We start from the raw sequence: 14,722 nt of genomic DNA, 5'->3' as shown, positions 1-14,722 counted from the left end.
TAACAAGCTTATTGCCTACGGATTTGAGCTGTACCGCTCATCGAAATCGATTTTTCAACGCATGCATTAATTGACGCCAAAATAGTGGCCATCTAATATCGCGCCACTATTTTGATACTAGTGCGCTATTGCAGGGATGCCAGCGACTCTTTGCGCTCATCCGCGCCGCTGCCCGGCCGAGCATGGCACCGGTAATCAAGCCGATTATTGCCCGTTGCAGGATCTTCTACATGGACGTTCGCCAGTACGTATTCCTCGCTCGCCAGCCTTCTGCCGTCGTGGCCAAGCGCGAGCGATTCCTCGGCATGCCCAAGCGCGGACTGGCCTTCCTGCTGGCCAACGTCATGTTCTGGCAACCGATGTGGGCGCAGGCGGACGGCATCGTCGTCGCCAACCCAAACACCACGCTGGATCGCGCTGGCAATGGTGTGCCGATCATCAATATCGCCACGCCCAATGGCAGCGGGCTGTCGCACAACCAGTTCCACGATTACAACGTCGGTGCGCAGGGCGTCATCCTCAACAACGGCGCAACGCAAACCGCGAATACCCAGTTGGCCGGGCACGTCATCGGCAACCCGAACCTGAAAAACAGCGGTTCGGCGCAGGCAATTCTTAACGAAGTCATCAGTGGCAACCCGAGCCAGTTGCGCGGTTACACCGAAGTGGCCGGGCAGTCGGCGCGGGTTATTGTCGCCAACCCCTACGGCATCACCTGCAATGGCTGCGGTTTCATCAACTCGCCTCGGGTGACGTTGACTACCGGTAAACCAGTGCTGGAAAACGGTCGGCTGGATCGCTTTCAGGTCGATCAGGGAACGGTGGCCATCGAAGGCGCGGGTATCAACGCGACCAATATCGACCGTTTCGAAATCATCACCCGCAGCGCGAAGATCAATGCGCAGATTCAGGCGCAGAACCTGTCCATCGTCGCCGGGCGCAACGACGTCAACGCCGACACCCTCAACGCTACCGCTCGCGCCGACGACGGTAGCGCCAAACCACAACTGGCCATCGACTCCTCGGCACTCGGCGGCATGTACGCAGGCGCAATCAAACTGGTCGGCACCGAGGCCGGGGTCGGGGTGAAACTCGACGGCAAACTGATCGCCAGCGGCGGCGATATTCAGCTCGATGCCAACGGGCAACTGAGCCTGGCCGACACCTCGGCCACCGGCGCGGTCAACGTCAAAGCCGCCAGCCTCGACGCGCAGGCTCCGGTTTACGCCGGCACTTCGCTCAACGTGCAAACCCAAGGCAACCTGACCAACCGCCAAACCCTCGCCGCTCGCGACAGCGTGGTGCTCAGCGCCGGTGGGCAACTCACCAACGCCGGCGCCATCGAAGCCGGCGTCAATGCCGACGGCAGCCGTAACAGCAACGGTGATCTGAGCCTCAGCGCACAGAACCTCAACAACAGTGGCAAGAGCCTCAGCGCCAGCCGCAACCTGACCGTCAACGCCGCGCAAACACTCAACAACCAGAACGGCCTGCTCAATGGCCAGACCACGAGCATCACTGCCGGCACGCTGGACAACCGCAACGCAGGCAAAGTGCTGGGCAACAACAGCCTGACCCTCACCGCCAATCAGGTTCTGAACAATCAAGGCACGATCACCGGCAATGGCAAACTCAGCGGCAACATCGCTCAGTTGATCAACAGCAACGGTGAACTTGGCAGCCAGAGCGACGTAGTGCTCACGGTCACCTCGCTGGACAACGTCGCCGGCCTGATCAACGCTGGCCGTCTGCTCGACATTACCGCCCTCGGCGCCATCAACAACCGCACCGGGCGCATCGGCGCAAAACAGTCCGTGGCGATAAAAGCCCAGCAACTGGACAACAGCCAGCAAGGCCAGTTGACCAGCGAAGGCACGCTGACCACGCGCATCAGCGACCAGTTGAACAACCAGAACAAGGGTCTGATCCAGGCCAATGGCGCGATGGATGTACAGGCAACGCGCCTGGATAACCGCGGCGGCAAGATTTCCGGTCTCGACACCCTGACCGTCAGCAGCGCCACCACCGACAACCGCACCGGTATCTTGCGCGCCGACAAAGCGGCGACGCTGTTGATCAATAACCTCGACAACCGCGACAAAGGCCGCGTCGAGAGCAAGGCAGCGCTGACTTTTGCAGGCAACACGCTGAACAACAGCAATGGCGGCTTGCTGACCTCGACCGGGCTGCTGAGCCTCAAAGCCAAGGATGTGACCAACGATGGCGGACGGATTTCCGGCAAGGGCGATATCGACGCCAGCATCGACAACCTGACTCAGCAAACGGGCGAGCTGGTTGCCGAAGGCAATCTGAAACTCACTGGCAAAAATCTGGCTAGTCACCAGGACAGTCTGGTCGGCTCGCTGAAATCCTTAACGGTGGATGTCGACCAGATCGATAACCGCGGCAGTACGCTTTCCAGCCAACTCGACCTGCACATCAACGGCACGCGTCTGGACAACAGCGAGGGCGGCAAGGTGCTGTCCGACACCACGCTGGGCCTGAAAGTCGCGCAGATCATCAACGCCACCAATGGCCTGATCTTCAGCAAAGGCGCGGCGACGCTCAGCGGCATTGGTTTGAGCAACGTTGGCGGGCGGATCGTCAGCCAGAACACACTGAACCTGACCCTCGACAATGCCCTCGACAACCAGCAAGGCCTGATCAGCAGTGAAGGGCAGATGACCCTGAATCTCGGCAGCCTCGACAATCGCCTGGGCAAACTGTCGAGCCTGGAAGCGATGGCACTGACCAGCGTCGCTGGCGTGCAGAATCAGAGCGGTCTGATCGCCTCGCAAAAGGGCCTGACCTTCACCAGCGGCAGTCTCGATAACAGCGACAACGGCATCCTCAGTGCCAAGGCCGATTCGACCCTGACCACCGGTGAGTTCAAGAACCAGCAGGGCGGCAGCCTCGCCACGGACGGCACGCTGATGCTGACCACCGCGCACTTGGATAACTCCGGCGGCATCATTGGCAGCCAGAAAACACTGCAGGCTTCCGTCACTTCGCTGCAGCAGGACGGCGGCGAGCTGTTCAGCAACGGCGACCTGACCCTGGACCTCAATAATGGCCTGCTCGATAACCAGCGCGGCAACATTCATACGCCGGGCCAACTGCTGCTGAAAAACCTCAAGGACGTGAACAACAGCGCCGGTGAAATTTCCGCTGCCAAAGCCTGGAACCTCAATGCGCAAAGCCTGAATAACGACGGCGGCAAACTGCTCAGCAATGAAAAACTCACCTTGGTCATCGACCTTGCCCTGAGCAACGTCAAAGGCCTGATCGCCTCCGCTGGCCTTGAAGCGCGCAGTGCCAGCCTCGACAACAGCGGCGGTGAGATTCGTGGGCGTGGCGAGGTCGATTTCACCGTCACCGATCTGTTCGACAACCAGGCTGGCGTGGTCATCGCGGACGAGGGCCTGACGCTCACGGCCGCGCGTCTGGATAACCGTCGGGAGGGCCTGGTCGGTTCGACCCAAGCGCTGCAACTGGTCGTCGACCGTGTCGACAACCGCAGCGGTGAACTGTCGAGCAAGGCCGGTGTGAGCCTGATCGGCGCCTGGCTCGACAACAGCGACAGCGGCTACATGCTGGCGGGCGGCAATCTGGCGTTGACCGTCAACGAGGTGATCAACCGCAACAGCGGCGTGCTGTCCGGCGCTACCGGCCTGACGCTGGTCGGCAAGAGTCTGGAAAACAGCGCTCGCCTGACCACGCAACAAGACCTCGCGATTACCCTCTCTGGCGAGCTGAACAACGCGCAGGGCAGTCTGCTCAGCGAAGGCGCGCTGGCGATCGATGCGCAAAGCCTCAATAACGATGGCGGTACGCTGTCCAGCGCCAAAGCGCTCAGCGTCGAAACCCGCGGTGCGGTCAGCAACCGTGGCGGCCGGATGCTGACCGATGCCGAGTTGACGCTCACCAGCAGCGCGCTGGACAACCAGCAGAAAGGCGTGATCAGCAGCAAAAGCAATCTGCACATCAGCACCGGCGAACTCAATAACAGTCAGGCGAGCATTTACGCTGCCGATCAGCTTGAGTTGAGCGCCGGCAAAGTGACCAACACGGCTGGCAGCCTCGGCGCTGGCAATGCGTTGACTGCCGATATTCAGGGCCTCGATCAGCAGGGCGGCAAGCTGTTCAGCAGCCACGCCGGCGTCAGCGTCGACCTGCATGGCGGTGCGCTGAACAACCAGGGCGGGGTGATCAATGCACCGGGGCAGTTGCTGCTGAAAAATCTCGCTGAAGTGAACAACCGTGGCGGCGAGATTTCCAGCGAGCAGGCCTTTGAACTGATCGCCAAATCGTTGGACAACAGCGGCGGGCAACTGCTGAGCAATCAGAAGCTGAGCCTGACCCTCGACAAGGCTCTGACCTCGATCAAGGGCACGATCGCGGCAGCAGCGTTGCAGGTTCGCGCGGCCAGTCTGGACAACAGCGATGGCGGCGTATTGCTCAGCGACAGCGATATTTCGGTGACCGTCGATGGCCTGCTCGACAACCACAACAAGGGCAGCATCCGCGCCGCAGAACAACTGACCCTCAACAGCACCGGCCTGAACAACGAGAAGGGCACGCTGGTCGGTGCTAAAGGTCTGGCCATCGATCTGGGCGCCACGGCGCAGGATCTCAACAACCAGGGCGGGGTGATCAGCAGCAAAGGCGCGCTGAGCTTTGCGCACCTGCGCGACCTCAACAACCAGGACGGCGTGATCAACAGCAAAGGCGTGCTTAGCATCGCCACCCTGCGCGATCTGAACAACCAGAAAGGTGAGATTTCCAGCGTCAACAGCTTCAGCCTCAACGCCAACAGTCTGGACAATCGCGGCGGCAATCTGATCAGTAACGAGCAACTGACCCTCACGGCGGCCGAGCTGAAAAACAACGGCGGTCTGATCTCAGGCTGGACCGGCGTGACCCTGGCCGGCGGCTCTATCGATAACAGCCTGGGGGGCGCGATCTCCAGCCAGCTCGGCAATGTCAGCATTGATCTCAGCGGCGCGCTGATCAACCACACCCAGGGTGGCGTGGGCAGCAAAGGTGAGCTTTACATCAAGGCCGCCAGCCTCAACAACAGCGCCGGCACGCTGACCAGCGACGGCAAGCAGACCCTGACCGTGTTCGGCGGTGAAATCAGCAACGCTTCCGGCGGCTTGATCAAAAGCGCCGACACCCTCGATATCCGTGCGGCGAGCCTGAACAACGCCTCGGGCAACCTGAGCGCGAAAAAAGCCCTGACGTTCACCGGCGGCGAGGTGAACAACAGCGGCGGCAGCTTGGTCGGCGATGACCGCGTCACACTCGACCTGCTCGGCGCGCTGACCAATGTCAACGGCGCGCTCGGCAGCAGCGGTCCGCTGGTGCTGACGCGTTCGACCAGTATCGACAACCGTGGCGGCCAGATGATCAGCCAGAGCCTGCTGAGCCTGCTCACCAGCGGCGATCTGAATAACAGCCAGCGCGGCACAATCGCCGCCAGCGGCCAACTGAACCTCACCGCAGGCGGCCTGCTGCGCAACGACGGTGATGGCCTGATTTCCAGCGGCGCCGCTGACGCTACTCTCACCGCGTCCACACTGAACAACGCCGGCGGCGCGGTGCAAAGCATGACCGCGCTGACCGTCAACACCGGCAACGGCGCAATCGACAACCAGGGCGGCAAGATCATCGCGCAGAACGGCGACCTGAACCTCACCGCCGCCAGCCTCGACGGCCGAGGCGGCGTGCTGTCGAGCCTCAAAGGTCTGCTGCAAACCCGTCTGACCGGTGTCCTGCGCAACGGCCAGTCAGGCAAGATCGAAGGCAGCCGCCTCGACCTGCGCGCACTGGGCGGCATCTACAGCGACGGCGGGCGCATCGCCGCCAACAGCGGCGACATCCTGCTCAATGCCGGCGGCAACGCCCTCGACAACAGCGGCGGCGGCATCTATGCCCGCGGCCAAGTGAATGTCATCGCCGGCTCGATGAACAACACGGCCGGCCAAGTCAGCGGCAGCCTCATCGACCTTGGCCTTGGCGGCGATCTCAGCAACAACGGCGGCCTGATCGAAAGCGCCAGCACCCTGGCGATTCGCGCAGCCAACCTCAACAACCAGAGCGGCAAACTGCGCGCCCTCGGCGGCAGCGGCAAAACCGATTTCCAGATCGGCAGCCAGTTCGACAACCGCAACGGCCTGGTAGAAACCGCCAACAGCGACTTCACCCTCGCCGCACCGAGCTTGCTCAACGCTGGCGGCACGGTAACCCATGTCGGCCTGGGCGAGTTCGGCATCTCCACCACCAACGTAATGAACGCCGGCGGCTCACTCGTGACCCGTGGCGGCCTGACTCTGAACGCGGACAGCTGGACCAACAGCAGCGTGATTCAGGCCGGACGCTTGACGGTGAATGTCGGCAATTTCGTGCAGACGGCCAGCGGGCAGTTGCTGGCCTCGAATCAGTTGGTGGGACGTGGCGGGAACTGGACGAACGAGGGGTTGATTGCCAGTGATGGCTTGCTCGATATTCAGCTGAGCGGCAATTACGGCGGCAATGGGCGAGTGAGCAGCGTCGGCGATCTGGGGCTGCTGGCTTCGCGCATCGATTTGAGCAGTGTGGCGAGCATTACCGGTGCCTCCACTGCAACCATCACCAGCCGTGGCACCCTGTCCAATCTGGGCCGGCTCACTTCCGCCGACAGCCTGACCGTCAATACTGCGTCGCTGGTCAACAGCGGGACGTTGGGCAGCGCTGGCAATCTGCGAATCAACAGTGATTCATTGCTCAACGAGAACGGTCTGATCTTCAGCGGCCGTGACATGAACCTGCGCGTCGGGTCGCTCACCAACCGTTACGCCGACATCTATGGCATGGGCAATATCAGTATTGCCCGCGATGACAGCAACGGCTGGAGTTCTTCGATCGATAACATCTCGGCGACCATCGAAAGTGTGGGGGATCTGAGTCTGGCGGCTGATCACATCGAGAACCGCAAGGATGTGTTTGAAGTTGCTGCCGGTGGCGGGCTTGTCTCGGGAACCATCGGTGTTCGATGCACGACGTGCACCTCGTTCAGCGGCCTTAACTTTGAGAGCCGCTTGCCTAGCCACTTGGTCTGGGTTGAAAAATACCACTCGACCATTGTCAAGGACTCGGCATCAGGCACCTTGACCGCTGGGCGCGACCTTACGGGGAACGGGCGCGAATTTATTAACAACGCCTCGGTAGTCAGCGCGGGCCGCAATTTAACTTTCAACGTACAGAACTTCACTAACCAGGGGGCGACGGTTGGGGATTACACGGTCACGCGCTGGATTGATACGCCTAAGGCAGCCAGAGGCTGGAACTTCTGGCAGGACGTTTTGAATTACAACGCCGCTAACGATCCGGATTACGACTCAGGTTTCACCGGAGTGCTGAACGGCAAAAGAACGATGGTGCCCAATATTCATACCTGGGACATGAATGAAGTCGAATCACTTACCAGAATAGGCGGGCGTCAAGGGGGCGGCGAAGCGATCAGATACCTCATGTTCGGCTCGATCGCTGTCGAGTACGATTCCGGAAAGCTCCACTATGCTGCACCCAGTTATGACACCGGCGTACGTGCAGAGGCCCCGGACTTTATCAAGAACGCGGCATTCACCAGAAATACCATCACTGAAAGCTCCCCGACGGCCAACGCCAACGCGGTCGTTCAGGCAGGTGGCACTGTCTACATAAACGCTACCAACAAACTGGACAACGGCGTGGTTCGTAACGGTAACGCCGCTGCTGCGGGCGCTTCTCGCCTTGGCTCGACTCAGTTGGCGGGCCAGGTCACGCCGACCGTCATTCGCATCAACGCGCAGCTACCTCCAGACCTGGCCCAACTACAGGTCAATCCACTGGCCTTGCCGGGCTTCACCCTGCCGAGTGGCGACAACGGCCTGTTCCGTCTGAGCAAAAAGGACGGTAGCGAGCCGACGATGGTGGCCGCCGAAGCCTGGAAGATCAGCTCCATCAGCGCCGCACCCTCGACACATGCGGGCGGGATGCCGGTCCGGCATGCGACCGATTTCAAGATCGACGACAACGCCCCGGTCTCGGTGAAAAAACGCGAACTGGCACTGGCTGATCGTCCGTCGCTGAATCTCAACGACAAGACCGCAATGATCAGCGTCAATGCCGCCGAGAGCGGCGGACTTGTCCGGGTTTCAGCGCCTGATCGTGGCAACGTTTCCTTTGACGTACCACGTGTACAGGGTCTGCCTGACACCAGCGTGCGCTCCAACCCACACAAATACCTGATCGAAACCAATCCGGCGCTGACCGACATCAAGCGGTTCATGAGCTCGGACTATCTGCTGGACAAGCTCGGCTACGACCCCGACACCAGCGCCAAGCGTTTGGGCGACGGCCTGTTTGAACAACGCTTGGTGCAGCAGGCCGTGGTCGCCCGCACCGGCCAACGCTTCATCGACGGCCAGACCTCCGACGAAGCAATGTTCAAGTACCTGATGAACAACGCCATCGCCAGCAAGGATCAGCTCAACCTGTCGATGGGCGTCACCTTGACCGCGCAGCAAGTGGCAGCACTGACCCATGACATCGTCTGGCTCGAAGAGCACGAAGTGAATGGCGAGAAAGTATTGGTTCCCGTGCTGTATCTGGCGCAGGCGAATAACCGACTGGCGCCAAATGGCGCGTTGATTCAGGGCAACGATGTAACCCTCATTGCCGGCGGCAACCTCGATAATGCTGGCACGCTGCGCGCCTCGAACAACCTATCGGCAGAAGCAGGCAACAACCTCATCAACAGCGGTTTGATCGAAGCGGGCGAGCGCCTGACGCTCAAGGCCGGCAACGACATCATCAACAAGTCCGGCGGCATCATTTCCGGCAAGAATGTCAGCCTGACAGCCACCAACGGCAGCGTGATCAACCAGCGCGACGTCAACAGCGTAGATGTCAGCCGCGGTGGCAACGTGTTCCATCGTGACTACTTGGACAACGCCGCGCGAATCGAAGCAGCCAACGATCTGACGATCAAAGCCGGCCTCGATATCAATAACATCGGCGGTGTGCTCAAAAGCGGTCAAGACATGACGCTTGATGCGGATCGCGACGTCAATATCACTTCGGTTCAGAACCGCAGCACGAATGCGCGCGGTAGCAGTTTCCTCAATCAGAGCATCACGCAGCACGGCGCCGAAGTAACGTCCGGGCGGGATCTGACGATCAGTGCCGATCGTGACGTGGCAGTGGTCGCCAGTCGGCTGGATGCCAAGCGCGATCTCAGCGTCGACTCAGGTAACGACATCATCATCACCTCGGCCGCCGATGAGAGCGACTACGTTTCGCGCAGCAAGAAACGCGCGAACGAAAACCATAGCATCACGCAGCAGTCTTCGGTGTTGAACGCCGGTCGCGACATCGCGCTGAACGCCGGCAACGACCTGGGCATCATTGCCAGCCGCATCAAAGCGACCGAGGACATCAGCCTCGATGCCGAGCAGGACATCACCGTAGCTTCGGCGAAGGATGAGAGTTCGTCTTATTACTACAAGAAGAAAAATGGTTCATTCGGTAAAAGTAAAACCACAGAGCGAGGAAGCTACGACAGCACCAACGTGGCTTCTGTGATTGAGGCTGGCCATGATTTGACGGTCAACACCACCCAGTCGGCCGAAGGCGGCGTTTCTTTGAATGGAGGCCACGACGTTACTGTCATTGGTAGCCAAATGAAGGCTGGTAATAACCTTGTCCTGGGGGCGTTGAACGATATCTCGGTGCTCTCCAGTGTTGACGAGCACAGTGACTACAGCAAAACCACCAAGAATGGATCTTTCGGTCTCTCCAAAAGCGGCAAAAGCGCAGTCAATACGAGCACCAGTCAGATCGCCAGCGAGTTCCAGGCTGGCAATGACGTAGTCGTTGCTTCAGGCAAGGATTTCCTGTTGCAGGCCAGCACCGTTTCCGCGGCCAACGACGTCGAGTTCCGCGCCGGTCTGGTCGATGACAGCGGTGACATAAACCTGATTTCGGCCGACGAAACCGACTACAGCCGAAGTGAAGCCTACAAAAAGAAAACCGGGCTTTCTGTTTCCGGCGGTTTCCTTTCCCTTTCTTCAGCCAAAGAGGCGGGACGGCTGGGTGAAGGCAGCACGAGCGTTGGCAGCATGGTCAGCGCCGGGCGGGACACGATCCTGAGCGCCGAGCGCGATATCAACGTTCTGGGCAGCGGAATCGATGCCGGACGCCACGTCAGCATGGACGCGGGTCGAGACGTCAGCATCGTCGCCGCTTCCGACGAAAGTGCCGAGCAGGCCTGGTCGAAATCGAAAAAAGCCGGCATCGGAGTTTCCAGTGACGCTAATGGCGTGAGTTTCTTTGCCGGTGCCGATGGGCTCAAGGAAAAGGACCGGCGCGAACAGCAGACCGGTGCCGCCAGCCAGATCAGTGCCGGCCAGGATCTGAGCATCAACGCCAAACGCGATATCAACCAGACCGGCTCGGATCTGGTGGCGAATAACGACATCAACCTGACCGCCGGGCGCAATATCAACATTGACGCGGCTCGCGAAACGCTTTTGGTCGAACAGCAGCGCGAGGCCGAACGCAATGGCTTGGGCGTGAGCCTGAACCATAACTACGGCCAGACCAAAGACGCTGTAAATGGCGCCGGAAAAGGTGAGGACAACGTCAGCAAAGGCTCGAGCACCCTCAAGGCGGTGGATGCAGTCGGCCAGTTTGTTTCGGGCCCGACTGCGGACGTCAAGTTCGGCAATAGCAAGCAAAGCAGCAGTCAGCAGAGCATCGAGCAGAGCAATCGTTCGTCAACCTTGAATGCCGGCCACGACCTGAACCTGAATGCCAAAAATGATGTGACGGTAAAGGGTGCGAAGTTCCAGGCGGGGCGCGACATCAATGTAGTCGGACGCGATGTCACCTTCGACGTCGCCAAAGGCAATGTCAGCCAAGACAGTACCCAACGCGAAAGCTGGGGCGGCATCCATGGCGGAACCAGTGGAGGCTTCAAGATCGGTGTCGGCGGCAGCTACGGGATCGCCACTGAAGACGGTTCACATGGCACTTCCACGCCGACTCAACTGGGTGCTGGCCGGGACGTCAATCTGCAAGCCGAACACGATCTCAACCTGATCGGTACTCAGGTCACTGCTCGCCGTGACATCGAGCTCAACGCTTTCAATGACCTAAATATCCGCTCGACACAGAACGACAGCAGCAGTGACCGCAACCGCCACAACGGCGGCGGGGAGCTGGGGCTGGTCTTTGGTTCCGAGGGTGTTGGCGTGTACGCCAGCGTCAACCTGGGCAAGGGCAATCTGGAGCGTGAGGGCGAGCGTCAGCAGGAGGCTTACCTCTATGCGGGCGACCGACTGGGCTTCACCAGCGGCAAGGACACCAATATCGCTGGCGCTACGTTGCGTGGTGATGAGGTCAATGGGCGCGTGGGCGGCGATCTGAATGTCTCTTCGGTCCCTGACACCGGGAAAGTGAAGGGTAAAGAGTTCGATATCAGTGTAACCGCCACATTTGGTCCGGGCGCTGGTGTCAGCGGTTCAGTCGGTTACGGCCAGACCACCGGCAAGACGAACTGGATCGAACAGCAAACCAGCATCACCGGTAAAAACAAAGTCGATATTCGTACCGAAAATCACACCCAACTGGACGGTGCACTGATCGCCGCCGACAACGGCAATTTGAAACTGGATACCGGCACGCTGGGCTTCAGTGATATCGCCGGTACAGACAAAGAGCACGGTTATTACCTGAACGTCGGTGGCAGTTACACCGCTGGCAAAGGCAGCGGTGCTCAGGACGGCAGTCAGGTTGGTAAAGGCAAGGAAGGCGAAACTGGCTGGAGCGTCAACGGCTGGAAGTACGACAAAGACCGTGAACAGATCGTGCGCGGCACCGTCGGCGCCGGTGAGATCGTGGTACGCCAGGACGCCGAAACGGGCAAGGATTCGACTGTCGGTTTGAATCGCGACGTAGACAAAGGTTACGAAATCACCAAGGACAAGGAGTCTCGCACCGATCTGTACGTGAGCAAATCGTCACTTGAGGCCGTCGCCGATCCTTCGGGCACATTGAAGGACTGGGCGGAAAAAATAGAGAACTACGGTGACGCCACTCAGGGCTCTATCGAAGCTGCGCTGTCCCTCGTCACAGGGCCTGTCAACCTGGTTGGTCAGGCCTGGAACAATCTTCAGGCACAGCGAGTATCGCTGGATGAAGTGCCAGCCTCGGCGCGTCAGGATCTGGGGGACGAACTAGCACTTAGCATTGCCAAAAATCTGGTGCGCAATGGAGGGAAGCCGGGGGATATAAATGATCTGAAGCCTGAAGACGTAATAGTCATTCGCAAATTCGCGCAGGTATTCGTCACATTCGCACAGCAGCAACAGGGCTGCAGTGATTCAACCGGATGTGGTGCTGATAGAAGTCAGGCATCGGATTCGGTTTATACCCACTTCCGTGATACTGATGGCGAAAATCGCGCCATTGGAGTCACAGCGCTGATTCCCGATTCTCCGGGCGACAAGCTCCTGATAGAGGCTGAAAGGCTGCAAAGCTACATGGATGCGCTACCCAAGGAGCAAGTTCAGCTACTTGGCCTTGCCATCCAGGCAGCGATGGGGCCAGCAAAAGCTGCTGTTGGTCTGGCGGGAAATGTCCTGATCGCCAAGCTATTCGGCGACAAGATTGATGCCGCCAAGGATGCAATTGCCAAGGGCATCGCCAGCGAGCTCAGCGGTGAAGACAAGAAACGCCTGGAAGCCAGCGATAACGCCTTCAAGAAGATGTTTGGGCTCGGTGTAAGCGATCAAAAGGGCGACGTTTATGTGCGCGGGGCCACTACGCTGCTGAACATCGCGCTAGGCACCGCAACCAACATGGCAGGTAGCATCACTGGCAAGGTTTTCAGTATCGCCGGAAATAAGGGAACCGGCGGCGGGAAGCTGACAGATCCTATAGATCCCAAGCATCCGGGTTGGGCAGATGAACTTGGCGACTCCCCAGGCAAAGGCTGGGTTGACGGACCAAAGACCAATCCACCTGTTTCCCCGTTCCATGGCGATGCGCCCAAGACTCACGTCGAGACGGTTGTTAAAGTCGATACCACCAAGTCCGTCAAGGGTAGCCATGAATATGAACTGCTCAACAATCCTGCTGCCAGAAGCCCGAACACCCGTTATGAGCTTGATAACGGCACAAGCTTCACCACCAACAGCAAAGGCATGGTCGAGGAATTGACATTTACACCGACCAAAGAGAAGGTTCCTCGGGATCCGAGACAAACTGAGGCAGGCAAGGAAGGCAGAGACACGGATGTGGGCGGGCATGCGCAAGCGTGTAGCCAGGGCGGCACGTGCGATGGGTACAATCTGTTTCCACAGGATAAGAATTTCAACAATTCGGCCTACAAGGTTTTCTATGAAAATAGAATCAAGGAGGCGCTCAATGATCCTTCTAAAACTGTAGGGCAGACGACAATCAAGTTCGAGAGAGCAGATCCGGGCAATCCGAGACCCGATTCACTAATATTGACGTACACCATAGATGGCAAGCCAAAAACCGTGACGTTTAAAAACGAAGCCAAACATGTTCCAGAGGTAAAAGCGTGATTACTCAGGATTTTGAAATCGTCAACCAGATTTTTCAATTGGTTGAAGCCGGGATTGTCGAGGGCTACGACGCGTTCAGCTACAGCGTTGAATGGGGCGGTAACTATATGGAAGCTGAACTTGCCGTTGAGAAAGATGGTGTTGAGAGATGGGATGCCGAAACGGATTTCAATAATTCAAAAATCTACATGCTCGTGGAGAAGCTTCACGAAAATGCAGCTGTAAGGGGCGAACCATGGAAATCCTTTGTGCTCTCGTATCGTGATGGCGAACAAGTGCGAACGAAATTTGGTTATTGAACCACGGTGCGTCGAACGGACAGGCATGGTCATCGAGGATCTAGAAGTCATTAAAAGCATTTTCCGAATCGTTCATGGCGGCATCGTCCACGGCTACGACTCTCTTCGTTACGAGATCGAGATGGGAGAGGGGTTTATGGAGGCCGAGTTGACAGTCGAAAAGAACGGCATTGAAGTGACGGATGCCGAGATCGATTTTGATATTTCTGATGTGTATTTTCTGGCAAAAGAACTCAAAGCCAGCGCCGTGCAACGTGGAGAGCCTTGGAAGTCTCTCGTCATGTCATACCGCGAGGGCGAACAGGTGAAAACGCATTTCAGCTATTGACCTCTCAACAGGCTCATACAGCGGATCAAACTGCGCAACCCACGATCTCTGCATCTGTGCCGCCACTCTGAGAGAACTCTGCATCCGACGCATTCTGGAGGTTTTACAGTGATTACCGAAGACATAAAGATCGTCCAAGAGATCTTTCAGTTGGTCGAAGCCGGCATCGTCCATGGCTATGACGCGTTCCGTTATGGCGTGGAGTTGGGGGAGGGCTACATCGAGACGGAGCTGTGCGTTGAGATAGATGGCGTCGAGGACTGGAACGTCGAGGAAGACATCAACGGAGCGATAATTCTACGTCTGGTCCGCGAATTACAGGACAGCGCAGTCATGCGTGGCGAGCCATGGAAATCATTCGTCTTGTCATACCGCGAAGGCGAACAAGTCAAAACCAAATTCGAGTATTGATTCCGGACTTTCAGATCAAAAGATCGCAGCCTTCGGCAGCTCCTACAGAGTGGGTACGTATCCCCTGT

4 protein-coding genes are annotated in these 14,722 nt (G+C 58.5%); all 4 read left to right on the top strand.

All coding sequences use genetic code 11. The features are described from left to right. Positions 1-230: 230 nt before the first annotated feature. A complete protein-coding gene (locus tag GXB78_RS17175) occupies positions 231-13,616 on the top strand; it encodes a hemagglutinin repeat-containing protein (protein WP_329516253.1) in 13,386 nt (4,461 codons plus the stop codon). Then, positions 13,613-13,915 carry a hypothetical protein gene (locus tag GXB78_RS17170; RefSeq protein ID WP_329516252.1) on the top strand — a complete coding sequence of 101 codons (303 nt, stop codon included), beginning with the start codon at positions 13,613-13,615 and terminating at the stop codon, positions 13,913-13,915. Before GXB78_RS17175 ends, GXB78_RS17170 begins: the two co-directional genes overlap by 4 nt. Before the next feature lie 25 nt (positions 13,916-13,940). Then, positions 13,941-14,243, top strand: a complete 303-nt coding sequence (locus GXB78_RS17165) for a hypothetical protein (protein ID WP_329516251.1) — start codon at positions 13,941-13,943, stop codon at positions 14,241-14,243. Positions 14,244-14,351: 108 nt separating this feature from the next. After that, positions 14,352-14,654: a hypothetical protein gene (locus tag GXB78_RS17160; protein WP_329516250.1), complete on the top strand. Its 303-nt coding sequence runs from the start codon at positions 14,352-14,354 to the stop codon at positions 14,652-14,654. Positions 14,655-14,722: the final 68 nt, after the last annotated feature.

The organism is Pseudomonas moraviensis subsp. stanleyae (assembly GCF_036283065.1).
In the GTDB taxonomy this organism is placed as follows: Bacteria; Pseudomonadota; Gammaproteobacteria; order Pseudomonadales; family Pseudomonadaceae; genus Aquipseudomonas; species Aquipseudomonas stanleyae.
Note: the sequence above shows the minus strand (reverse complement) of the source record. Positions and strands in the feature narration are given on the sequence as shown.

Coding starts and splice junctions, on each gene's coding strand:
- GXB78_RS17175 (WP_329516253.1), top strand. CDS start 231: ATGGACGTTCGCCAGTACGTATTCCTCGCTCGCCAGCCTTCTGCCGTC.
- GXB78_RS17165 (WP_329516251.1), top strand. CDS start 13,941: ATGGTCATCGAGGATCTAGAAGTCATTAAAAGCATTTTCCGAATCGTT.